This is a genomic window from Flavivirga jejuensis, assembly GCF_030540765.1.
Taxonomy (GTDB): domain Bacteria; phylum Bacteroidota; class Bacteroidia; order Flavobacteriales; family Flavobacteriaceae; genus Flavivirga; species Flavivirga jejuensis.
On record NZ_JAUOEL010000003.1, the window covers coordinates 454536 to 480009 of the forward strand.

The following is a 25474-nucleotide window of genomic DNA, read 5'->3' on the forward strand; positions in this document are numbered from 1 at the left end:
TTATTTGATTGTTTATTCTTCTCTTAATGCTTCTATTGGTTTTATGCTTGTAGCTTTAAATGCGGGAATTAGTCCGATTAAAGTTCCTAGAACAACTAATATTATTAATGCTATAAATACAACGGCAATTGATACGGATGCATTAACTATAGCGGCATCGTCTCCTTGACCAAAAGCTGCATCTAAGGCTATTAGAATCCATCCCCCTGTTATTATTCCAAGTACACCAGCAACTAATGTTAAGAATACAGCTTCTACAACTATTTGCCTTTTAATTTCAAAAGGTGTAGCTCCTAAAGCACGACGCACCCCAATTTCTTTAGTACGTTCTTTTACTGTAATAAGCAAAATATTGCCTATAGCAAATACCCCCGCTATTAATGTGGCAATACCAACAAACCATGTTAAAAATTGCATCCCTGTTAAAAACCCTGTTAACTTACCAAACTCCTTACCTAAATTAAAACTACCAAAAGCACGACTATCTTTCGGGTGAATTTTATTTAAATTTTTAAGCAGCAATTTAGCATCGGCTTCAATTTGCTTAATATCGGATTCTGGTTTTCCTGTTATCATCATCCAACCTATCTCATCACCTCTATTATATATTTGCTGAAATGTAGTAAATGGAATATGCATATCTGTTGATGGTCCCATATTAACATCGCCATTTTTAAATATGCCAATAACTTTAAAACTCATGCTATTAATTTGTACATATTCCCCAATAGCATTTTCTTTTTTTTCAAATAATTGTTTATAAGTCTCTTCGGATAACAGAGTTACTTTCTTATCAAAATCAATATCATTTTGATTGATAAACCTTCCATAAATTAATTTTTTCTTTTGTACTTGATCTAACAAAGGATAATCGCCTGCCACTTGAAAACTGCCCGAAAGAAATTTTCTAACAACAGTTGCTTGGTCCTGACTTCTTGGAACAACAAACTCTATACCTTCAACATTCTTTTCTATTTTTTTTGCATCCGATAATGATAGTCTAACCTTCCTACCTTCTTGAAATCCTTTAAATGGTTTACTTGTACTTTGCCCCCAAACAAAAACACTATTGGTAGCAAAATCGCCAAACAAACGGTTAAATGAGTTTTCTAATCCTCTTGCAGAACCTAATAACCCTATTAATAGTAAAATTCCCCACCAAACACCAACCATAGTTAGAATAGACCTTAGTTTATTTTTACTAAAGCTATCGTAAACTTCTTGCCAGGTATCTCTATCAAATAAAAACTTAAACATATTAATCGTTTCTTAGTGCTACAATGGGTTTTATTTTTGATGCTTTTTTTGCTGGCAAATATCCAGCAATGGCTCCTGCTGTTATTAGAGTAATGGTAGCTCCTATTACTAAACTATTACTTACACCTGGGTCTTTTATAAAATATACTTTTAGAATAGGTTCAACTAACTCCAGCACACCTACGCCTATTAACAAACCAACATATCCTGCAATAGCTGTAATTAATATAGATTCAATTAAAATTATGGACACAATAGATCTGGGAGATGCTCCTAATGCTTTACGGATTCCTATTTCTTTAGTACGTTCTTTTACAATAAAAATCATAATATTACTAACACCAACTATGCCTGCTATAAGTGTTCCGAAACCAATAACCAAAATAATAACGCTAAGTCCAAAAGTCATTTGCCCAACAGCTTTTGTTCCTTCTGCCATATTACGAACTCTTATAGCACGTTGATCACTTTTAGCTACAGAAAAGCGATCCTTCATTTTTTTAGTAATGAGATTTCCAAAAGATAGTGCTTCGTCATAATCCATTTCTGGATTATAGGTTAAATTTATTTGATCTATATAATCATTATTACCATAAAGATGTTGTGCTGTAGAAACTGGCATATAAATTAAACGCTCTTCATTATCTCCTCCATCGTCTGTAAAAACACCAACCACTTTATATTGAATACCGCTAAGGTTTATATATTTACCCAAAGCTGTTGTTTTTATAAACAAATCTTCTTCTACTAACCTACCTATAACAACAACTTTCGTTCTATTTTGTATATCACTTTGATTGATATATCGACCATCTCTTATCATTGTCTTTTCTAAAAACTGATGGTCTGGATGGACTGCTCTTAAAGTGTAACTACTCTGTTCATTTCGAAATGATGCTTGAACATTTCTGTAAATACGGGCGGTAATAAATTCTACTTTATTTCCAAACTCCTCTTTTACAAAATCAAAATCTTCATTTTTAAAATTAATGCGCCTCCCTGCCTGCAATCCTTTATGCGCTTTTGTTGTTTTTCCCGATTGTATAAAAATTGAATTTGTAGCATCGTCTATAAATGCTTCTGCAAAGGTGTTTTGTAGGCCATTGGCAATCCCAAAAAGAATAGTGAATAATAATATTGCAAAAGCTACGGTAAAACCAGACAACAAGCTTCTGGTTCTGTTCATATTAATACTCTGAAATATCTCCCTCCAAAGATCTAGATCAAACATACTGTTCTGCTCTTACTTGTTCTACTTTTTTATCTTCCATGATCACCCCATCTCGTAAGCGAACAATTCGTTTACACATACCAGCTATATCTTCCTCATGTGTTACCATTAAAATGGTTTTTCCTTCATCATTTAATTGTTGAATAAACGCCATAATTTCATGAGACGTTTTAGTATCTAACGCTCCTGTAGGCTCATCTGCTAGTAATAATTTTGGATTTGCAGCTAAAGCTCTAGCTATGGCAACACGTTGATTCTGCCCTCCAGAAAGCTCTTTTGGTAAATGCTTTGCCCAATCTGATAATCCAACCTTTTCTAAATGAAACATGGCCATTTCTTGACGTTCTTTACGCTTCATTCCTTGATAGTATAAGGGTAATGCTACATTTTCTAGAGCATTCTTATAATTTATAAGGTTGAAAGACTGAAAGATAAAACCTAAAAACTTATTTCTGTAAACGGCTGCTTTCTTTTCTGTAAGGTCTTTAATAGGCAGTCCATCTAGTATATAATCCCCAGAATCTGCTTCATCTAACATCCCTATAATATTTAGTAATGTAGATTTACCAGAACCCGAAGACCCCATGATGGCTACCATTTCGCCTTCTTCAACTTTAAGGTCTATACCTTTTAAAACATGTAAACTGGAATCACCTATTGGATAGGATTTGTGGAGTTGGTTTATCTTTAACATTTTCTGATTGATTAGAATAAGCGGTTAAACTTTATAATTAGACTTCTAAAGCAAAGAAATGTTACAAAAATTGTTCCGAAAAGTTTTTATTATTTTTTTAACGTGTTGTATTTCTTACAAATAAAGTATATAATCCCTCCAACAAGAATGTATGGAACAGCCATTAAGTATACAATGCCATCATTAATACCCTCTGCTGTGGCTTGCCCTTCTTCACTTTCTAAAACAGCACGGCACATAGCGCATTGTGCATTGGTCTCTAGAAAAAAGAGGAAAGAAAAAAGAAAAAAGAAAATTTTACTTTTCATAATTAAGACTTAAACATAGTAAGGTGAAATCATAATATAAACCACAACACCAGTTATGGCTACATACAACCATAACGGAAATGTTATTTTTGCTATTTTTTTGTGCTTCTCTATATTATTAGTAATCGCCCTAACATAAGTAATTAATACAAACGGAATAATGATGATTGACAATAATATGTGAGTTAACAATATAAAATAGTAGACATATTTAATAACGCCTTCGCCTCCAAATTTAGTTGAATCGCTCGTCATATGATAGGCTACATACATCACTAAAAATGACACAGAAAGTAGGATTGCTAACTTCATCAATTTTTCATGTATTGCTCTATTTCCTTTTTTAATTTGAAAGACTGCTACTATTAAAACCAAAGCTGTTACCCCATTTATTGATGCATAAATAGGAGGAAGAAATGCCAGTGGTTCTACATTTGGAATTTTTACTCCAAACAAAATGGCTACTGCTATTGGTATTAATATAGATAATACTACTATTAATTTATTGTATTTTTTGTCGTCTAGAATTTCTTTTGAACTACTCATTAAGCAACTTTTTAATATCTTTTTTTAATGCACTAATTTCTTCTTTTACACCGTCATCATCAACTTGTTCAGCTTCTGAAACGATACCTCTGTAATATATAATTGGATTCCCAAAATCGTCTTGTCTTGATCGGATATATCCATTTTTATCAATTAAAGCGAAGTTTCCTGAATGTTCAAAACCACCTGCTACATCTTCTTCTTCGGCAGTATATAAATTAAACCCTTCGTTTGATAACTTATAAATAGTGTCTTTATCTCCTGTCATTAAATGCCAATTAGGGTTTGTTACGCCATAAGTATCTGCATAGGCTTTAAGAACATCTGGTGTATCATAATCTGGATTTATAGTAAATGATGCTACTCCAAAATCTTTAAAATCTTTAAACGTATTTTGAATTTGAATCAGGTTGGCATTCATTCTCGGACAAATAGTTGGACATGTTGTAAAAAAGAATTCTATAACATAAACTTTTCCTTCATAATCTTTGTTAGTGATTGTTTTTCCATGTTGATTTATAAAAGAAAAAGCAGGCACTTTTTTAGGTTCACCATTTATTTCAATAAATGATAAATCTGATGTCATTGACTTTTTATCGTCTGCAAAATCACTTCTACTTTCGTTTCTAATAATATCTTTATTAGATATTCTATCCACAATTTTTGGTATAAAAATAATACCAAAAACCAGAATGATAAATGCGATTCCTATATATGAATAATTAGTTTTTTTCATTTAATCAATCTTTTTTACATTCCCTTGAAGAAGGGAGAATCTCTTTATTTTTATTGATTCCTGTCTCTTATATTGGGCTAGCAGAGATTAAATCAGGAATCCATATTCTATTTTCAGTTTCAATTTATAAGATTCCCGCCTTCGCGGGAACTAACTTAATTTACTTCTGCTTTTAAATCGCTTGCTCTTCTTGTATCAGAATTAAACTCGCCTTTTCTTTTTTGTCGATATTCTGTGAATAGAATACGCATATCTTCACTCATTTTATTCTTTATTTCTGCTACTTCTATACAATCATAAGAATTTAAGCCATAAACAGGTTTCTTTTTTTCAAGTTCATTGTCGGTTCTATCATCTAGTCGTCCGCGTTGGTTTAAATCTTTATCAATAATAAACACCCGATCTGTATCTAAATTTTCAGAAAGATCTGTATGACTTTCTAAAGTAAAAAACACCTTTTGAATCTTATTAGGTTCTCCAAAAATGAAATGCCAAAATCTTAAATCTTCATACGAGTTAATCTCTGCTTTAAGTTTTTCAACCGCCTCTTCGGTTCCCTTAGGCATTAAAACAACTATTTGAAAGCGTTTAAAGCCTTTAAACTTATCATAAACTAATTCCTTTAAATTAGATGCTGTTATGGTTTTATCTAAAGGATTATGACCAAAAAAACCTAATACGGTAATATGATCTTTTAAAAGAATTTGTTCTTCTGAATTTGAAGTAAACTGCTGTAAATCTAAAACCGATTCATTAACAATATCTAACGGCGTATAATTATGAGTTGCTGGATATAAGAACAACAAAAACGTTACGGGAAGAAAAAACAAAACCCCTAAAACCACATACCGACTTACTTTTTTGTAATCCATCAAATAACAGTATTTATCCCATTTCTCATTTGAAATAATCGCAATAAAACGCCCTTTTTTACTTTCTACTTCAATAGAGAAAGAAATCGTAACTAAGGCTATGCTTTATTTTTCTATTTTGTAGAAAGTAAAAAATCATCATTTTCTTTTACTGTAATTTCAAATGAGAAATGGCATTATAAAAACATACGTTTGCAAAAATAAAAAAAAGACGGTTTAAAAACCGTCTTTATATCTGTATTTAACACTTCGTATTCGCTAACTACCAGCTAAACGAATTTAGTTAAAAATCTCTTTTTATATATCCATCTTTATATACATCGAATACGTAACCGCCTTCTTGTAATAAAATAAATATTAAATATATAATTAAGAATATCGCAGTCCAAACGATCATACGTCTTAAAGCTTTTACTTCGTCACGCATGTGCATGAAATCCCAAGTAATATAATATGCTTTTACAATCGTTAGAATAATGAATATCCAGTTAAGTGCTTTCATTCCTAAAACCTGCGCCATTAAGGATTCTGGTTTTACAATACCTAAACCAACTTCGATTAAAGTTACTATGGTTAAGAAAATTAAAACCCCCCATATTTTTTGAGTATTCGATTTAAACTTAACTAAACCTCTAAATATTGCTAATTTATGTTCGTGTGCCATTTTTAAATGCTTTTTATATTTCCTTGCTTTTCTTTATAAGGAAATGAAAATATTTTTTAATTTAATCAATTAAACTAGGTAGAAGAATGTGAATACAAATACCCAAACTAAATCTACAAAGTGCCAGTATAAACCAACTTTCTCAACCATTTCATAGTTTTTTCTTCTCTCGTAAGTTCCTAAAATCACATTAAAGAAAATAATGATATTTATAATAACTCCAGAAAATACGTGGAAACCGTGAAAGCCTGTGATAAAGAAAAAGAAATCTGCAAATAGTGGCGATCCATATTCGTTAACATATAAATTAGCGCCTTCTACAACTGCTTTTCCATTTTGTTTTATTTGTTTTAATGATTCAGCTCTAGATAAAACTGTTTTCTCTCCTGCTTCATTAATTATCTGTGTTCTAACTAAAACATTATCATGAGATTCTAGACCGTGTATCACTTCTTCAACAGTATATGTTGGCAAAGTACCTTCAGAAACAAACCATAATCCGCTTTTACTTTCGTGTTTTGATCTTTCTGCATGTGCATCAACTACAACAAAATCTCTTAATGCAACACGATGTCCTTCTGTATCTACAAACTGTAAAATGTTTCCACCTTTTGTTTGTACTGCACCATAGTCTCCTTTAATAAATGTTCCCCATTCCCAAGCTTGAGAGCCAACGAATATTAAACCACCTATAATGGTTAAAAACATGTAAATGGTAACTTTAGCTTTATTTAAATGATGACCAGCATCTACGGCTAACACCATAGTTACAGACGACATAATAAGCACAAATGTCATGAAAGCCACATAATACATAGGTGCGTTTACACCATGTAAAAAAGGAAAGTGAGTAAACACTTCATCGGCTATAGGCCATGAATCAATAAACTTAAATCTTGAAAATCCGTAGGCTGCTAAAAACCCAGAAAAAGTTAAAGCATCCGAAACGATGAAAAACCACATCATCATTTTACCATAACTTGAATTTAGAGGCTTTGTTGCTCCTCCCCAAGTTTTACCTTCTGTTCCAGTATTTACAACTGTAGTACTCATATATAATGGTTGTTTTTTAAAAGTTGCACAAAAATAATCAATTTATTCATCTAATAAAACATCCAACACTAAATTATACATACTTCAAAAAAAAGCTACTTTGGATGTTGTATGAGACTATTAGAAATCAATAAAAATCATCGAATGAAATATAAAAACAAAAAGAGATAAACCCATAGTATATCTATAAAATGCCAAAAGGTAGCAGCAAGTTCTAATCCAAGCATTTTCGTTGCATTATACTTTTGTTTAAAATGATTATAAATTACCACCAACAAACAAATTAATCCAACAACCACGTGCAAAATATGCACAATGGCTATTAAATAAATGTAAGACATGGTTACATTACTGGTTGGTCCAGTGAAATTATAACCTAAATCTATGATTTGTTGAAAGCCTGTAAATTGATTAAAAATAAAAATAACACCTAAAATGAGTGTTACAAATAGCCAAAGAGTTGTTGCTTTTCTATCTCCCTTTTTTAAAGCTTTTTTAGCTAAAATGAAAGATAAACTACTAATAAGTATAACCACGGTACTTATTATAAAAGCATTAGGCAATACAAAATCTTTTAACCAATCGGGTCTAGAGCTACTTACAATAAAAGCACTCGTCCAGCCCATAAAAGACATAATTAGTGAAATGATACCAAACCAAAGCATCATTTTTTTTGCTCTACTATTTTTCTCTTCTTGTGTTCCTTGAGTTAAATCCATGATTATCTTATAAATTTATCTATTACATAAACTATTTGTACAAGCGTTATATAGGAAACACTAGCTAGCATAAGTTGTTTTGCTGCTTTCTCGGTCATTTCTTTAAACAATCGAATGGCATAGTACAACATGCCTAATCCTAAAATAAAAACTAATATGGCTGCAACAATTGATAATTGTAATGTCCCAGTAAAACCAAATACTGGTATAATAGATACTAGTAAGGTCCAAATGGTATACATAATAGTTTGCACTGCCGTTCCTTTATCTTGTTTTCCTGTTGGCAACATAAAGAATCCTCCTTTTTTATAATCGTCAAATAAAAACCAACCTATAGCCCAAAAATGAGGGAATTGCCAAAAAAATTGTAAAGCGAATAAGGTTCCTGGTTCTATACCAAAATCATCTGTAGCTGCTACCCATCCTAACATAAAAGGGATAGCTCCTGGAATGGCACCTACAAATACGGCAAGTGGTGTTTTTGTTTTTAAAGGCGTGTATACACAGGTATATAAAAATATTGAGATAGCACCAAACATAGCTGTTTGCTTATTGATAGTGTATAAAATAATGATGCCAAATAGGGTAAAAACAGCCGCAATGATGAATGCTGTGGTTACAGACATACGCCCTGCAGGAATGGGTCTGTTTTTAGTACGGTTCATTAAGGCATCTAAATCTTTTTCAATAATTTGATTAAAAGCATTCGATGCTCCTACCATAAAATAGCCTCCAAAGGCGAGTAGCGTTAATGTTTTAAAATCAACGGTATCAATGCCTAATAAATATCCTGCTAATGAAGAAAAAACCACACTCAATGCTAAACGCATTTTTGTGATTTCTTTAAAATCTGAAATAACAGAAGGTGTTGCTAATGAAGATTTTGAATTACTCAATATTTTTTTATTTATGGCTTTTTATAGCGAGTGCAAAGATACCTTATTAAAGCTTTTCGAGCAATGCTTTTTATTGGTTAATTTATTCATCTATTCAAGCATAAATTATTTTGTACTTTTATGGTATTCTACAATGCTTAAGATGCCTCATTATGAAATCGACAAAAACACTTAGTACTCTTTTTATTTTTTTAATCACTTTGGTTGCCTACACTCAAAATAAAGAAGTGATTATTAAAACACACAAGCTCACCGAAAACATTTATATGCTTGAAGGAAAAGGTGGCAATATTGCTATTTCAATTGGAGATGATGGTGTTTTTATGATTGACAGTCAGTTTGCAAATTTAACTCCCAAAATTACAACAGCCATTAAACAATTAAGTGAAAAGCAAATTAAATTCTTAGCAAATACACATCATCACGGAGACCATAGTGGAGGCAATGCAAACATATCTAAACTTGGAACCAATATTATAGCTCATGATAATGTGTATAAGCGCATTAAAGCTAATACTAAGCAATCAAAAGAATCATTACCTGTAATTACCTTTAACGACAAATTAAACCTCCATATTAATAATGAACTCGTTATTGCTTTTCATGTTGAAAACGCCCATACTGATGGAGATAGTATGCTTTATTTTACTGAAAACAATGTGCTCCATACTGGAGATGTTTATTTTAATGGCAGATATCCGTATATCGATTTAAATTCTGGTGGTAGCGTTAATGGATATATTGAAGCAATAAAAAAGGGGTTAATGCTTTTAGATAGTGAAAGCAAAATAGTTCCTGGGCATGGTGCTATTTCAAACAAAGCCGAATACGAATCGTTTTTAACCATGCTACAAACATTAAAAGCCAATGTGCTAGCAGAGATTGAAATAGGTAAAACGGAAAATGACGTCGCTAATAATACTAAGATTACTGCAAAATATGACGCCTTAGGTTATGGTAATTATTTCATTAATAGTGAAAGGGTAAGGAGAATTTTTTATAAAAGTTTGAAAAAGTAAAATATACATTCTATTTGATCTTTCAGAAATTTTATTGATTAATACCAAAATAAAAAACAGGTAAAACTGAATTCGTAAAATTCGTATCAAAAATTTTTAGAAGCTGAAAGCGGCATACACTAAATTAGATAGTTTAACTACAATTGAGATCAATAAGGAAGTATCAAACTCAATATCAAATTTTAAGTTCAATTTATAAGATTCCTGCCTTCTCAGGAATTAGAAATCAAAGTACCAGTTAAATAAATCGGTTCGAACTCCAAAATTAAACCAAACGGTATTACTTTTAAAAGTTGTTGCCGTTTCTGCTTCTGGGTCAAAATCCCTAAAACTAATATCTGCAAATACTTTTAAATTAGATGCTGGGTTAATAACATAGCCTGCTTGTAAATTCCCATTAAAGGTTTTAGTTTTTATACCTTGACCAACTTCAACACCAGTATCAAAAGGCCTGTCATTATAATCTCTATAAATATCACCTCCATAACTAAAATTATCTGTGCCGTCATTAAAATCCAGTCCGCGTATTCCATAAATAAGTTTTGCATCTGCAAACCAACGTTTGTAATGATAACGTCCTATTAAAATCGCTTCGCTAAAATTGGCTCCCCATAAATGCGCCATAGGCTGGTTATTGTGTGCATAATTTAATACGATGGTATTATGCGAATAGGTATATGGTCTTACCCTGTTATATTCGAACTGTAACAGTAAATTATCAACTTTAAAAGCATTAAAATATTTAAGCCCAAGTTGGAAGCCAAACTTGTTTTTCCAACTTTTTTCACCGCCTTTAACATCGCTAAGAGAAAATTCATCTAAAATAAATTGACCATATGCATTTATATTATCATTCCATTTATATTTAGCTGATGCACCAAGAAGTGCATTTCCTGCACCTTGTCCTGTCTCAAACTCAATGGCTCTAAAGAATATAATAGGGTTTAGGTAATTGATATCAAAACCTCTATCATTTGAGTTTGTCCAAAGCACCGATTCAAACAATCCTATATTCAATCGTTTAGAAACATTCCAACTTAAATAATGATTTGCAATGTACTTTGTTAAAAATGCTTTATCTACTTCAACCTCAGGTCTCACATCTTTTAACCACATCCAAGTGTTGGTGTATTTTATTTTCCAAAACTTAGTATTTAATTTTAAAAAGGGATGCGGACTTGCTACATCGCTAATAAATAATGAACGGTATCCATCTCCAATAAAGTTTTTACCATGTCCAAATTGAACATTTATAAACTTAGCTGGCGAATAAGATAAATATGCTTCGGCTACAGGGTAATCGTAAGAATCGGTTTTAAAACGTTTTGCAATACCGCGACCAGGAATAATTGCAGGATCGGGTCCAAAAGCTTTTAAGCTCTCTGCATATTCATTTACGTATTGTGCAAACCTACCTTGGCTTTCAAAAACGGTGGTATAAAAATTAAACTTTTTCCCTAATCCACCTTGAACTAAAAGACCTCTTGTATTATTGTATGTTGTATTAAAACTAGCATCGGTATCTTTTCCTATTTGTAAATCGAATATAGGGTCTACTGTAAACCAATAATCGTCTCCTTGTAACTGTACTAAATGTTCATTCCAAAGTTTTTTACCTACCCATGTATCTGTTTCTTTTTTTAATTTTTCTTTTTCAGCCTTAAAATCGTAATACTTTGATACCTCATCGTACATAAATGGTTTTGAAGCGGTATGGCTATTGGTTCCTACAAGATTCATACTTCTATCGAATCTTGAATAGTCGCTATGTGTAAATTGTATATTTAACTGACTGTTATACGCTTTATCTTCAAAGGTTTTTAAATTGGCATTAACATTATCAAACTCTGTTTTTAATTGTTTTTCCTGTTTGGAGATCTCATTATCTTTTGCTAAATCCTGTGTTTGTACAGCTTGGTTAACTAAAGGAATCTTTATAGGTAGCGAATATTGTTTGTATGTTTTTCTTCCACTATAGGTTGCTGGTTCTATCTTAGGCATTGTTGAGAATACGCGTTTGGTTTCCTCCTTTAGCTCATTATAAATGGCATCAACATAAATAATCCTAAACTGTCCAATTGTATCTACTTCAAAAAGCACTACAACTTCTCCTTTGTATTTCTCGTCGTATACTTTTTGTGGTACTTTAAAATTGTTATAAATATGTTCGAATACATGTTTATCAAAACATTTTTGTAAAGAATCTATGGCTATGGCATTACAATTTGGAAAAACGGGTGGTTTTTCAGCCAAAAAAGTGTCTTGCGAATAGCTATGATATTGGACTAATAGTAGGAGTAGTACAATGGTTCTCTTCATGGAAATCTATTAAGAATTGATTTTGTGGAGAAAGATACTATATTTTTTTCAGGTACATACTTTAGTCAATTGTTGAAGTTTATTTTTAACTCGCATTATGTATTAAAACTTCGAAATGAATAATGCGGGTTTAATATTGAAATCTCTGTAAATAACAAATTCAGGTTAAAGAAAAACCACTATCGATTTTAATTGATAGTGGTTTTAAAATTTATACGTCAGTTCAATATATTAAATATTGATAATGACTAATTTGTTGTCTATAAATAAAGAAATTGTGTCATTCCGAAAGAGGTACGAGGAGGAATCTCTTATTTATGAGATGTCTCGTCACTCATGCTTCTCTCTATATACGGTTATTCCGCTCTAAAGACTATTGGTACGGTGTACATAACACCTACATTTTTGTCTTGCTGTTTCGCTGGCAACATTTCTGGTATAATGTTGATAACCCGTTCTGCTTCATCTGCTAATTTTGGATGTGAAGCTCTGGTTCTTATGTTTGTTACTTGCCCCGTTTTGTCAATTTTAAATTGTACATGAATTTTTTGCGTTCCAGTTAAACCATAGTCTATAGCAATATCATTGCCATTAAATTTTCTTTGAATAAGCTTAGTTATTTTTCCAGACATACATTTAAGTCTTTCATCATTCGATTTTTTCTTTTCACAACCAGGATAAATAGGTACTACTTGAACTAAATTTAAAGGAATAAAGACATCTTCTTCAACTTCTGCCAAATTTATATCATCAGGGTCTATTGGTAGATTATCCTTTACGGTTGGATCTTCAGGTTTATTATCTATTATAGGGTTTATAGGAATGTCATCTGGAACTTCTACCAACTTGCTAGATTGTTTCCTTTGTTTTTGCTCAACAGGTTCCTGAATAACTGGAGTCTCTGGTTTTATTATTGGAATATCAATACTATACGGCTCATCTATTGGAGACTTATCCACATAAGTTGGAATCGTAGTTTCAAACTCGGCTTCTAACAAGCCAAAGGCGGCCAGTAAACATAGAATTAGCCCTATTTGAAAGTAAAGGGTTGAGTTTTTTTGTAAATTTGCATCATGCTTTTGTGATTTTTTCACGATTTGCTCATTTTGCCGAATGAGTTCGTGAGTTTTCTTTGAATTAATCATAATAATTTATAGTATAAATGTTAATATTATGATAAAAACACAATAAGTATACCAAAAAAGAAATCCCGTTACAAAATTTGTAACGGAATTTTATATTATGATGATTCCTGATTTACAGGAGGTTAAAATCTAATCTTGAACCTGGAAAATTATTGGTAATGAATATGGAACATTTACTGGTTTTCCACGTTGTTTTCCTGGTTTCATTTTTGGCAACAGACCAATAACACGAGCAGCTTCTTTCTCTAAACCTGGGTGCGGTGCTCTTGCACGTATACCTGTAATATTACCTGTTTTGTCTATTTTAAAAATAACATTAATACGTTGTCTTCCCGATAACCCTAAATCACTTGCTAATTCTGTATTGAATTTTCTACTAACAAATTGCGATATTTTTTTAGACATACAATCCCTCTTCTTAGTGTTATTTCCTTTTTCACATCCAGGAAAAACAGGTACATTTTCAATAACTGAAAATGGTACATCTATATCTTCTTCCACTTCTTCTACCTCAACCTCTTCTACCTCAACTATTTCAGTTTCCTGATCTACTTCTGTCGATTCTATTACCGTTTCTTCTATTTCTATCTCATCTTCAACAATTTCAATAACTTCTGGTGCTGCTGGTGGCGGTGGCGGTGGTGGCGGTGTTTGTATTTGCTCTGTGATTGGAATTTCTTCATCTAATTCTTCATCCATACTAACCATGCCTATATCTATATCAGACTTGTCATATGTTTTGTAATTGATAGCATAGTTTGTTAAAAATAACATTAAAGCTAAACCTATAGCGAAGTAAAGTGAACTATTACGACCTACATTAGCTTTGGGATTTTTTTTAGATTCCATAATTTATATCATTTATCAAGATTGCTAAAATAACTATTTATTTATAAAAAAAACAAGTGTTTATACGTTTTTAACGTGCAAACTGCTTTTAAACGACAATACCAATGATGCCAACAAGGCTCCAAGGGTATTTGCTACGGCATCATAAACATCTAGAGCTCTAGAAACCGTCATACTCTCTTGTAATACCTCAATAACTATACCAAAAAAAACAGAAAAAATAACAGCAAAGAATAGCGCCCTTCTTTTTTTTAATTTAAAAGTATACGAAAATGTATAAAACCATAAAATGGTTAAGACAAAATAAGCTATAAAGTGAAATACCTTATCTCCAAAAGAAATGCCCAAATCTGGAACATTGTTAAGCTTAATTAAACTAGCTGTACCTAAAGCTAATGAGTATATTATGGTTGCTATTGGCGTTAATTTTTTAAACACCAATTAACGCCTTATAATCGTCTGCAGACATAAGTTCTTCTGCTTGGGAAAGATCTGAACATTTTACTTTTATCATCCAACCATCACCATAAGGATCGCTATTTACTTTTTCTGGTTCGTCTTCTAAAGATTCATTAAATTCTATGATCTCCCCAGATAATGGCAAAAACAAGTCTGATACTGTTTTAACAGCTTCAACCGTTCCAAAAATTTCTTCTGCGTCTAATGTTTCATCTACTGTTTCTACTTCGACATATACAATATCACCTAATTCACTTTGTGCAAAATCTGTTATACCGATTGTTGCAACATCACCTTCTAGCTTTATCCATTCGTGATCTTTAGTGTATTTTAATTCTGATGGAATATTCATATCATTAATTTAAATTCGTTTATTCAGCAAATGTATTTATTCAAATCTTAATTTCAAATACTTATTTTACTAATTCCCAAAATTATATCTAATGGTAAAACCAGATCGAATGGTTGTTTGTGGAAATGCTGTAGAAATGGCATATTCTGAAAACGAATAATCAAAATAAAAGAGTCCTGTTAAGTTTTTACTAAAGGCGTAATCTGCAGAGTATTTCAAGCCCCAAATAGTTTGTCCAGATGTTACTTGATTATTTTCTACGTCTAAATATCTAATAATAGTCTTATTATCTCTAACAGATATATCTGCTTTCATATTTAAATCACTTACAATACGTTTTCGTGGTCCTGCTAATTTAGAACGTATTCGTAAATCTTTAATTCTATACCCCAAGCCTATAACATATTCATTACCTAGCACCTCCGTCATTAAATTATTATCAAAACTAAGTGATATGAGTCTGTCCTTTTTAACTTCGGCTAAGATTTTAACAGAATTTTTCATTTCAAAATCAAGTCTTACCAAAGGGCTAAACGTCTCAGTTAAGTTGATATTACTAAGTAAATCTTCATTTTTATAATTCCCTGATTGATCTTTAGTATTGCTTGATTGACTATCGTAATCTAAGTTTGGGTTTATTGCTACGTAATCTAAATTAGATTGAAACTGATTTATTGTGTATGTTGAGCGGTATCCATGTGTTAATGAAAAACGTTTAAAACGCTTTTTAAACCATGCAAATTTCATAAAACCAGAATACTTTAAATCCCAGTTAGGAATAGGCACATCTCTAAATGCTCCTAATTCTACTCCACTAGCATCTTTACCTGTATAAGCTGCTAAAAACGCTGGCAACAATACTGCTTGACTACTTTTCCCATATCCTTTAGGAAAACCATCATCGTCTAAATCGTTTAAGTTTGCCCCATTCTTTGCGGCTAATCTTCTAGCAACAGTAAGTCTGTTTGTTCTAAAATCATTAAACGCCTCAGATATATTTTCATCACTTTTGCTAAACGCTGTCTTTATTAAAATAGTTGATATATTAAAATTGCCAAAGGTATTCGGTGTTAATGACTCATATTCGTATGTCTCAGGATCTCCGTTAACTATAAAATTCTCAGAATAGTTTTCGAGATAGCTACGACTTCCTACTAGATCAATTTTTAAACCTTTTACAGGTTCCAAACTCGCAGATAAATCCAATTGTTTTGTATGTGTTGCTGAGTACTGTTCGTTAAATTCAGGAAAAACGGTTAACCAGCCTCTTCTTGCTGCAAGGTCTCTTACATCGCTTTGACTACCAAATATAAATCCTGTTGTTGGCTTTAAAGTTCCTATAAAACCTGGAGATTGTAAATAACCTGGTAAATATGTTCCGTTATTTTCGGAATAACTAAGTTGAATTCTTTTTACGCTTGTTAAAACACTAACTCCTGCATTTAATAATTTAGTAACCGATTGATTCTTTGCTTTTGGTGGTGCTTTTTTCTTTTCACCTGCTCCAGGAGGCGCTCCTGCCCTTGAAGGTGTTCTGGATCGCACTCTTTTTATAGGTTTTTTTACTAATCCAATATATTTATAAAACCTATTCATATCTAAACTTGAATTGATATTATGAACATTTGAATTTTGAACGGTATTACCTAAGTTATATGTTTCTCCGTTTAACTCTAAATCACCATACAAATCAGAGCCTTTTTGCCATTGGAAATTACCTGTATATTGATACGTGGCGTCAATAAAACTAAATGTTGGAATTTTATTGATTGGCAATTGATAGCTTATACCTAAATTTTGGCTTTGACTATTAGGATCTCCAAAATCTAAGATCCCATCCCAAACATCTAGATCTGGATCTTGTTCTCCATTAATAATGTTATCTTTAAAATAATTACGAACTATATTATTATTCGCTGCCGTAAAATTTAACTGTAATGATTTTGTTAGATTGTAATTAATGGTATATTGAAAATCGAAAGTATAGTTTCTTCTAAATAATTCGTCTATACTTATGTCTGATTCTCCTAGATCGACATTTCTAAACTTTTGTCTATTAAATTGTCTGTTTATATCGGTATTAATTGTAAAGCTTGTTGGTAATAAGTTTACGTTTAAATCTTTTAATATTTTCCAGTATTTTCCAGTAAATAATGAATCGTTTTTCTTGAAAGGTTCTACTGTAATGGGGTTAAAATTAAATGCATAATTTGCACCAACTCGTAATGTTTTATCAATAGAATTCTCTATCTCGAAATCTCTATGTTCTACCTTATTGTATGAATAATTTAAAGTTAAATTCTCAACATCGTAAAAACGAGGTGTTGCGTCGGAAGTCCTGGTTTTTCTAACTCCTATAAAATTAACACTTTGTCTTTTGGTATAATCTTCAGACTGTTCTTTAATTTCATCTTTTTTTTCTTGTGTATCTGCGGCGGCTATTCTGGAATCTAAGGTTAAATCTTGGTAAAACTGATCGTATTTAGGAGTAATAAGCTCTTCACTTTGGGCATAATTAAAAGGCAATTGAATCCCCCATTTTTTTGGTAATAATTTCCCAACATTAATATTGGTAACCACATCGTATTGCTGTACATCCTCTAAACTACGTTCACTTGGTCCTTGCTCAATCCCACCAAAACCAGAAGTACTTTTACTACCTGTAGCACTTATATTAGCAAAATCTGCAATATTAGTATCCATACTTAATACTGCTGCCCAACCTCCTTCATTATCCATACCAGATAAACGAAGTTCGTTAAACCAAGTTTCGGCACAAACATCATTATTTGTGGTGATATTTTTAACTCCAACCATAAGAGTTCTTATATCTCCAAAATTTGGATTCCCTTTAACAGCTATTCGATGTTGACCAGACACATAGCCTTGAAACTGGTTCGTTACAGGAATTAAATCGCTACCTACAACATCGTAAAATGTTGGGTCTTCGTTTGATAGGGTTCCATTTGAAATACCCAGTGATTTAATTTCACCTAATAACGCTGTAGGTATATTAATTTCATTACTTTCTGGCCAAAGCCCTTCACTTGTAATCGAAGTTGAAAGCTGTAAAGGAATTTCTATTTGGTAATAGTTTTCGGTAAGGTCGTTACCCATTCTAATAAATCCAACTAAATCATTATCGTCCAAATTCCCTGTTCCAGATTCGCTATCTTCTGCATGTATAAACATTCTTAAACGTTCATACTGACGCATATCTATGTTTATATTTTTATATACTCCCCTTAAATCTTGAGATTCAAGATCACATACTTTTACAACTAAGGATTGCTCATTTTGTTCAACTACGGTATTATTATTAAATAACTCTTCAGGTTCAATCCCTGGAGGGCTTTCATAACTACCTTCGTTTTCAAGCGTACCAATAACACCCACAGAAAATTCGGTTTGTGGATCGTCTGGTGTTGCATCGTTTTTATCTAAAGCTTGTGTATAACGTCTCCAATCACTTCGAACTAAATCTAATGTTCCAAAACGAAATACCGTCTTTTCTGTAAATTCTTTAAGATATATTCTTGCAAATCGAATCGATCTTAAATCACTTATACCACCAATAGGAGTTGCATGATCCCCTTCTACTGGAATTCTAAATTGATACCATCTAACATTTTCAGTCTCACCATTAGCCAATTCACGAGGCTGATCCTTAAAATCTCTTAAAAATTCTTTTAATGGATTACTATCTGGAATGATATCAAAATCTGTTTGAGAAGCAGGTAAATTCTCTCTTGTTATGTCTAATTCATATTCATAATAACTATCAATCGTATTCATAGTATTATCACGATTAACATCCTCTACATCTGGTTGTGTATTAGCTGCTCTGTCTGTATCTGTAAAAGTTTCTGGTGTATTTCCCTCTACACCATTATACTTTTTATAACGCTCAAATATATCGCCTTCTGTATTTAAAAAATAGGTATAGTTATCGTTTGCAGGATCGTCTCCAAAACTGGTTCCAAAAACACCTATTTCATCAGCATCACTATATCCATCGTATCCTACATCTTGATTTGTTCGTTCATCACCTGTAGTATCAAACGCGTAAACTAACGATTGATTTTGAGGTGTCACTGTACCCCATGTTGTTACTGGTAATAAATCTATATTTCCATCTTCTGGCAACCCATTTTCATAGAGTTTCTTTCCATCTTTTATAATATCTTCTGAAATATTTCCGAGGTTGAATACTAATTTCCCTCCAGAATTTGTTGGATCCTCTTGAAACGGATCTTGTAACCAAAATTCAATATACTCTACATTTTGTTGTTCAAAATCTGTAGAAGTTAGTTGGCGCGTAATACCAGCCCAACTATTTTCTGCTTCAATTGCATCAATACCATCTACTGAAGAGGGGTTAAAATTATATGGCCCTCTTTCTTGTGGGTAATAAGCTAAATCTAATGTAAATAGTACTGAGTTTTGTCCTTGTACTAAATCTACATCTGGGAAAAGTTCATTTATAAATACACGACTGGTATACAAACTTGAAACATCTTCATCTGAGATTCCAGTAGGGCGTTGACTACTATAAAAAATAGGATCTATACTATACCAGTTTAATAAGGCTCTATCATACCCATTTTCAATACCATTTAGATCTTCTGCACCTTCTAGACCATCTCCATCTAAATCGTAAGGCCTACTAGATAAAAACCACGATTGTTGCGATTTTAAATCAATGCTACTTTGTGAGCCCTCAAAGTCATCAACATATGATGTGGCTTCACCATTAAGGTTAGTCCCTTTTGGTGCTCCCGGTGCTAAATACGCAAACTCACCTCTTAAAGACAAATTCGATTCAACATCGGTATCTATATTTGGTAATTTATTAGCTAATCGTGTTAAAAAAGGCACTTTAGTAGCATAATTACCATTAAACCCAAAAATAGTATTGTTTATGGGTTCTGTACCATAATTTGCTTTTTGGGTTACTGGTCGCTCATTAAGATTTAAAAGTGTTGCTCCTAATACAAAATTTTCGTTAAACTTATGTTCTACATTTACTCCAGTGAAACGCTTTGTTTGCTGACCAAAAACAGCATTGTTTTCGGTTGAAACTTCAATAGGGGTATTGGATGCTTTTAAAGCTTCGTCTAAAATTTGAACACGCCCTAATTGATAATTCACAGTATAATCAATACCTTCAACTAAAACACGCCCTCCTGCAGTAACTTTAACAGAACCTCGTGGCACATTAAAAGATCCTATAGGAATACCATCGCTTCCAGTAGATTTATAACGTCCTTTTAGCTTGAATTTGTTTTTTTCAACTTCTTCTAAGGCTTCTGTTTTTGTGCTTTTATAAAGCACATCGTATACATATTTACTTTGGTTATCGTTATATGAAACATTGTTATCATAATCTCCACCTCCTAATGCATTAAAAAGATATTCTCCAAAAGGTTCTGCACTGGTAAAAACTATTTTTCCATTTTGAGAAATCACCGTTATTCCTTCGTAAAAATCAAAAAAACCATCACCTCCAATCTGTGGATCGTTATTAAAATTAAGTCTATCTAAATTAAACAACCTTAATAAAGGCACATTTTGTATTAAATCTTCTTCCTCTGTATTTCCATTAACTGGGTTTCCATTTATATCAAGATCAAAACTACCTCCTACTGGTGTTATAAAATTTAAAGGCGAAGCCTCGTTATAAAAGATATTAAGTGTAAAATCGTCCGCGCTTAAATTATAAGCTCCTGTATCGTAGATGTTCTTCATCATTAGATTCCAAACTGGTTGATCTACATTAGTAATGCTACTTTTTAATAATTTTAAAATTAAATTAGTATTAACAACCTGTGTTACCTCACCCGACGTATTAGTAGTCACATCGGTAGCATCTACACCATCATTAGCAAATTCTCCTACTTGGTATACTTTTCCGCCTAATGTATACTGAAATGCAATGGCTAAAACCTCATCGTTATTCAAACGTTGATTTAAGGATATATATCCTAGTTCTGAATTTAAAGTATATTCTTGACCGCTTATTAATTTTCTAGCATTTTCTAGTTTTGCATAATCAAACCCTTCCTTTACTCCTGTTACAGTTATTCCCGATTGTACCGTTGCAACATCTCTAATAGCATCTGTAAGTTGAGACCCAGTGCCTCCAATATTGGTTGGATCGAACCCATTATTCGGGTTATTTGGTAAGGCTCCTGGAGCTAGTATATTGACATCTGAGCCTACTTGATTAGGATCACCACTAGACTCACCTAAATCTTGAAGTGCTACAATGTTTCTAACATTTTCGGTTGCATTGCTTCTATTAGTTATCCAAACCTCATGCCTTGTAATTTGTAATCCTTTATTATTTTTAAACGGATAATTCTCTAAAGCCGTATCATAGGTGTCTCTAAAATACTGGGCTATAAAGAAGTGTCTATTCTCATCGTAATCTCTAATGAATAAATCAAATTCTTCTACGGTACCTCCTCCTTGAGCAATAACTGTATTAGATTCTGATTTTTGTTCGGAAAACACTGCTGTTACAGAGGTTTTTCCAAATTGCAATTGTGCTTTTACACCAAATAAACTTTGTGCTCCTGTAATTAACGAGCTATTTAAAGGCATACTTACATTACCTACTTCTATTTTTTGAATAATATCATCTTCTGTAGGCGTGTATTCTAATTTAATTAGATTTTGAAAATCGAAAGTTGATTGCATATCATAATTAGCAGTCACTTGTAATCGAGTACCGACTTTCCCTAATAAACTTAAACTAATTCGTTGATCAAAATCAAACGTAAAACTGCTCCTGTTTCTGGGTGAAAATGACGGATTATCTTGCTTTGAAAACAACACCCCTAAATCCATTTCTACAGACCCTTGTGGAATAACCTCAATCGTATTACCTCCAAAAATGGTTTCGAATAAATCCGATTTCACATAAAACTCTGGCAATAGATTTTTTTGTTCATCTTTTGCGTCTCCTTTTTTACCATCGAAAGCATCAATTTTTTCTTTATAATAAGATCGTAAGTTTTCTTTTGCTACGAAATCATAATACTCTTTAGGTGTTAAAATAATGGGGTAGTTAATATCGAAACGGCCTATCTTTTCTGTATAAATGTATCTATTGGTAATAGGATCGTAAGTATATTTAGATTCTACGCTATTAGGGTTTGGTGTTTTTAAACGACCTAAATTATACCCTGTTTTAACAGAATCTTGTGCAGGAATTTGTTGCGACCATACTGTAACCGAAAAGAATAGAGCAAGAATTAAAAAAGCACTTCGACGAAACTTGTCTTGAGCGTAGTCGAAAGGCTGAGTATCACTCTTTTTAATTAATTCATAAAATCTAAAGTTGGTTTTATTCAAAATCTATTATAAATTTTTTAAAGCCTGTTTTATAATGGTTTCTACATTAGCATCAGGTTGTGCAATCATAATTTTATCCACGACACGTTCTGCTTGTTTTTTAGCAAAACCTAGCACTTCTAATGCAGATAACGCTTCATCTTTATTGGTATTGCCTTGAGAAACGGAAACTTCATCAATATCATAAATCTTTAAGATCTTATCTTTTAAATCTATAATAACACGCTGTGCTGTTTTTGCTCCAATCCCTTTTATAGACTGAATTAAAGCAACATCACTTGTAGCAATTCCTTCTCTTACTTGTTTTGGTGCTAATGATGATAACATGGTACGTGCAATACTTGCTCCAATACCACTTACAGATATTAGCAGTCTAAAAATTTCTCTTTCTGCCAACGACGAAAACCCATAAAGTGTATGCGAATCTTCTTTAACTTGAAGATGCGTAAATAACTTTAAATTTTCATTCTCTGGAATTTGAGAAAAGGTATGTAATGAGATATTTAACATATATCCGACACCATTACATTCTATAACAACATGTGTTGGATTTTTTTCAGTAAGTTTTCCTTGAATATGTGTTATCATTTAATATTATTCGTTAACCGACCAAATGTAATAAATTTATTCGCACTAAATTACTTCCTGCCAGCATTTTCTAATTCCCATTTTTCTTTGTGCTGAGCATCGATCACCGCAATAGCAGTCATATTCACAATCTCATCAACACTAGCACCTAATTGTAAAATATGCACTGGTTTTTTCAACCCCATCATAATCGGCCCAATAGAATCGGCTTTATGCAATTCTTTTAATAATTTATAAGTAATATTTGCCGAGTCTAGATTTGGAAAAACTAATGCATTTACTTTCTTCCCTACTAACTTTGAAAATGGAAACTTCTCCCGAAGCATATCATCATTTAAAGCAAAATCTGTTTGTAACTCACCATCTACATTCATATCTGGAAAATGACGATGTAAATAAGATACGGCTTCTCTAATCTTAGATGCTTTTTCATTTTCTGAAGAGCCAAAATTAGAATAAGACACCATGGCTAGCACAGGGTCTAAACCAAACATCTTAATTACTTTAGATGTCATTTGAGTAATTTTAGCTAAATCTTTAGCACTAGGATCAATATTTATAGAGGTATCGCTTAGAAACAATGGTCCTCTTTTTGTCATCATTAAATTGGTAGTTGCTATACGAGTAACGCCCTGAGCCATTCCAATAAGTTCCAACATAGGTTTTACTACTGTTGGATAATTACGAGAATACCCTGAAATAAGCGCATCTGCATCGCCTTCATTTACCATCATGGCTGCAAAATAATTACGTTCTCTCATTAAACGTTGTGCAGAATAATAAGTGACGCCTCTTCGTTTACGTTGTTCCCAATACACTTTAGCGTACTTGTTTTTACGTGCATTCTCTTCTTCTGTTTTTGGATCAATAATAAGAATATTAGCATCAAACTCAATTTCCTGCATAAGAGATTCTATGGTTTCCTTTCTTCCCAATAGAATGGGTTGTGCAATCCCTTCTTCATAAACTATTTGAGCTGCTTTTAAAACATCTAGCTGGTCTGCTTCTGCAAACACAACGCGTTTTGGATTAAGTTTTGCTCTATTTAGCAATAGTCTTACCAGCTTATTATCAGACCCTAATCGTTCTAACAGTGTATCCTTATATTTTTCCCAATCTGTAATTGGTTGTTTAGCAACACCGCTTTCCATAGCTGCTTTTGCTACAGCAGGAGGCACTTCTGCGATGAGTCGTGGATCAAAAGGTTTTGGTATGATATAATTTTTACCAAAGGTGAGCCTAGTTTCTCCATAGGCTATATTAACTTGTTCTGGAACGGGCTCTTTAGCTAATTTTGCTAATGATTTAACTGCAGCCATTTTCATGGCTTCGTTTATCTTTGAAGCACGAACGTCTAAGGCGCCTCTAAATATAAATGGAAATCCTAAAACATTATTAACTTGATTAGGATGGTCGCTACGACCCGTTGCCATAATAATATCTTTACGTGTTGCAACAGCTACATCGTATTTTATTTCTGGATCTGGGTTTGCCATAGCAAAGACAATTGGATTTTTTGCCATAGTTAATAACATCTCTGGCGATACAATATTTGCCATTGAAAGACCAATAAAAACATCGGCTTCTTTCATTGCTTCATCCAGGGTATCTATTTTTCTATGGGTAGCAAATTCTGCTTTTTCTTTGGTAAGCGTTTCTCTGTCTTTTCTTATAACACCTTTACTATCGAGCATCACCATATTTTCTAGTTTTGCTCCACAGGCTTGGTATAAACGAGAACAAGAAATAGCAGCTGCACCAGCACCACTTATTACTATTTTAACTTTGTCAATCTTTTTTTCTGCTATTTCTACAGCATTTAACAACGCAGCTGCCGAAATTATGGCTGTACCGTGTTGGTCATCATGCATCACAGGAATATCAAGTTCTTCTTTAAGACGTTTTTCTATTTCAAAAGCTTCGGGCGCTTTAATATCTTCTAAATTGATCCCTCCAAAAGTAGGTGCGATCATTTTCACGGTTTGAATAAACTCTTCAACATTCTCGGTTCCCACTTCGATATCGAATACATCAATATCTGCAAAAATCTTAAACAGAAGTCCTTTTCCTTCCATCACTGGTTTTGAGGCTTCTGGCCCAATATTCCCTAAGCCTAAAACCGCAGTTCCGTTAGATATTACTGCAACTAAATTTCCTTTTGCAGTATACTTATAAGCATTTTCTTTGTTTTTTTCAATTTCTAAACAAGGCTCTGCCACACCTGGCGAATAGGCTAAAGATAAATCTCTCTGACTAGCATATTTTTTAGTTGGAACAACCTCGATTTTCCCTGGAGTTGGTTTTGCGTGATATATTAGGGCCTCTCTTCGTTTGCTTTCTTCGCTCATAATGTCATGATTAATTAACTAAGCTTACAAAGATAATAATCCTATTAAGGAAACACTTGT

At 32.6% G+C, this 25474-nt stretch carries 20 protein-coding genes; 1 reads left to right on the forward strand and 19 read right to left on the reverse strand.

Annotated features, from left to right (window positions below; all coding sequences use genetic code 11):
* Positions 1-12 precede the first annotated feature (12 nt).
* From Q4Q40_RS10560 to cyoE, 11 genes are all read right to left on the reverse strand, one after another.
* Positions 13-1257 carry an ABC transporter permease gene (locus tag Q4Q40_RS10560; RefSeq protein ID WP_303301761.1) on the reverse strand — a complete coding sequence of 415 codons (1245 nt, stop codon included), beginning with the start codon at positions 1255-1257 and terminating at the stop codon, positions 13-15.
* Position 1258: 1 nt separating this feature from the next.
* Entirely contained in the window at positions 1259-2488 is a 1230-nt protein-coding gene (locus tag Q4Q40_RS10565) for an ABC transporter permease (RefSeq protein WP_303301762.1), read from the reverse strand.
* Entirely contained in the window at positions 2481-3182 is a 702-nt protein-coding gene (locus tag Q4Q40_RS10570) for an ABC transporter ATP-binding protein (RefSeq protein WP_303301763.1), read from the reverse strand. Before Q4Q40_RS10570 ends, Q4Q40_RS10565 begins: the two co-directional genes overlap by 8 nt.
* An 89-nt stretch (positions 3183-3271) precedes the next feature.
* Positions 3272-3490: a hypothetical protein gene (locus Q4Q40_RS10575; protein WP_303301764.1), complete on the reverse strand. Its 219-nt coding sequence runs from the start codon at positions 3488-3490 to the stop codon at positions 3272-3274.
* 9 nt (positions 3491-3499) lie between these two features.
* Positions 3500-4036, reverse strand: coding sequence for a DUF420 domain-containing protein (locus Q4Q40_RS10580; protein WP_303301765.1), 537 nt, complete (start codon positions 4034-4036; stop codon positions 3500-3502).
* On the reverse strand, positions 4029-4772 hold the full coding sequence (locus tag Q4Q40_RS10585) for an SCO family protein (protein ID WP_303301766.1): 744 nt from the start codon (positions 4770-4772) through the stop codon (positions 4029-4031). Before Q4Q40_RS10585 ends, Q4Q40_RS10580 begins: the two co-directional genes overlap by 8 nt.
* Before the next feature lie 155 nt (positions 4773-4927).
* On the reverse strand, positions 4928-5644 hold the full coding sequence (locus Q4Q40_RS10590) for a hypothetical protein (RefSeq protein WP_303301767.1): 717 nt from the start codon (positions 5642-5644) through the stop codon (positions 4928-4930).
* Positions 5645-5927: 283 nt separating this feature from the next.
* On the reverse strand, positions 5928-6308 hold the full coding sequence (locus Q4Q40_RS10595; protein WP_303301768.1) for a cytochrome C oxidase subunit IV family protein: 381 nt from the start codon (positions 6306-6308) through the stop codon (positions 5928-5930).
* Positions 6309-6377: 69 nt separating this feature from the next.
* A complete protein-coding gene (locus tag Q4Q40_RS10600) occupies positions 6378-7361 on the reverse strand; it encodes a cytochrome c oxidase subunit 3 (protein WP_303301769.1) in 984 nt (327 codons plus the stop codon).
* Between the two features lie 137 nt (positions 7362-7498).
* Entirely contained in the window at positions 7499-8080 is a 582-nt protein-coding gene (locus tag Q4Q40_RS10605) for a cytochrome c oxidase subunit 3 (protein ID WP_303301770.1), read from the reverse strand.
* Between the two features lie 2 nt (positions 8081-8082).
* The gene (cyoE, locus tag Q4Q40_RS10610; RefSeq protein ID WP_303301771.1) at positions 8083-8976 is read right to left on the reverse strand and encodes a heme o synthase; all 894 of its coding nucleotides are present in this window, start codon (positions 8974-8976) and stop codon (positions 8083-8085) included.
* A 152-nt stretch (positions 8977-9128) separates the two neighbouring features.
* On the opposite strand from cyoE, the gene Q4Q40_RS10615 reads away from it, so the two are divergent.
* Positions 9129-9995 carry an MBL fold metallo-hydrolase gene (locus Q4Q40_RS10615; protein WP_303301772.1) on the forward strand — a complete coding sequence of 289 codons (867 nt, stop codon included), beginning with the start codon at positions 9129-9131 and terminating at the stop codon, positions 9993-9995.
* A gap of 219 nt (positions 9996-10214) precedes the next feature.
* Here Q4Q40_RS10615 and Q4Q40_RS10620 read toward each other — a convergent pair whose 3' ends face one another.
* The 8 genes from Q4Q40_RS10620 to Q4Q40_RS10655 all read right to left on the reverse strand — a co-directional run bounded on the left by Q4Q40_RS10620 (position 10215) and on the right by Q4Q40_RS10655 (position 25414).
* A complete protein-coding gene (locus Q4Q40_RS10620; protein ID WP_303301773.1) occupies positions 10215-12314 on the reverse strand; it encodes a gliding motility protein RemB in 2100 nt (699 codons plus the stop codon).
* 356 nt (positions 12315-12670) lie between these two features.
* The gene (locus tag Q4Q40_RS10625; protein ID WP_303301774.1) at positions 12671-13408 is read right to left on the reverse strand and encodes an energy transducer TonB; all 738 of its coding nucleotides are present in this window, start codon (positions 13406-13408) and stop codon (positions 12671-12673) included.
* A gap of 180 nt (positions 13409-13588) precedes the next feature.
* A complete protein-coding gene (locus Q4Q40_RS10630) occupies positions 13589-14308 on the reverse strand; it encodes an energy transducer TonB (protein WP_303301775.1) in 720 nt (239 codons plus the stop codon).
* 60 nt (positions 14309-14368) lie between these two features.
* Positions 14369-14746 (reverse strand): VanZ family protein, encoded by a 378-nt coding sequence (locus tag Q4Q40_RS10635; protein ID WP_303301971.1) that lies wholly within the window; start codon positions 14744-14746, stop codon positions 14369-14371.
* On the reverse strand, positions 14739-15119 hold the full coding sequence (gene gcvH / locus Q4Q40_RS10640; protein WP_303301776.1) for a glycine cleavage system protein GcvH: 381 nt from the start codon (positions 15117-15119) through the stop codon (positions 14739-14741). Before gcvH ends, Q4Q40_RS10635 begins: the two co-directional genes overlap by 8 nt.
* Positions 15120-15188: 69 nt before the next feature.
* Positions 15189-22478: a T9SS outer membrane translocon Sov/SprA gene (gene sov / locus Q4Q40_RS10645; protein WP_425555947.1), complete on the reverse strand. Its 7290-nt coding sequence runs from the start codon at positions 22476-22478 to the stop codon at positions 15189-15191.
* 6 nt (positions 22479-22484) lie between these two features.
* Entirely contained in the window at positions 22485-23066 is a 582-nt protein-coding gene (gene ruvA, locus Q4Q40_RS10650) for a Holliday junction branch migration protein RuvA (RefSeq protein WP_303301777.1), read from the reverse strand.
* 50 nt (positions 23067-23116) lie between these two features.
* A complete protein-coding gene (locus Q4Q40_RS10655) occupies positions 23117-25414 on the reverse strand; it encodes an NADP-dependent malic enzyme (protein WP_303301778.1) in 2298 nt (765 codons plus the stop codon).
* Between the last annotated feature and the right edge of the window lie 60 nt (positions 25415-25474).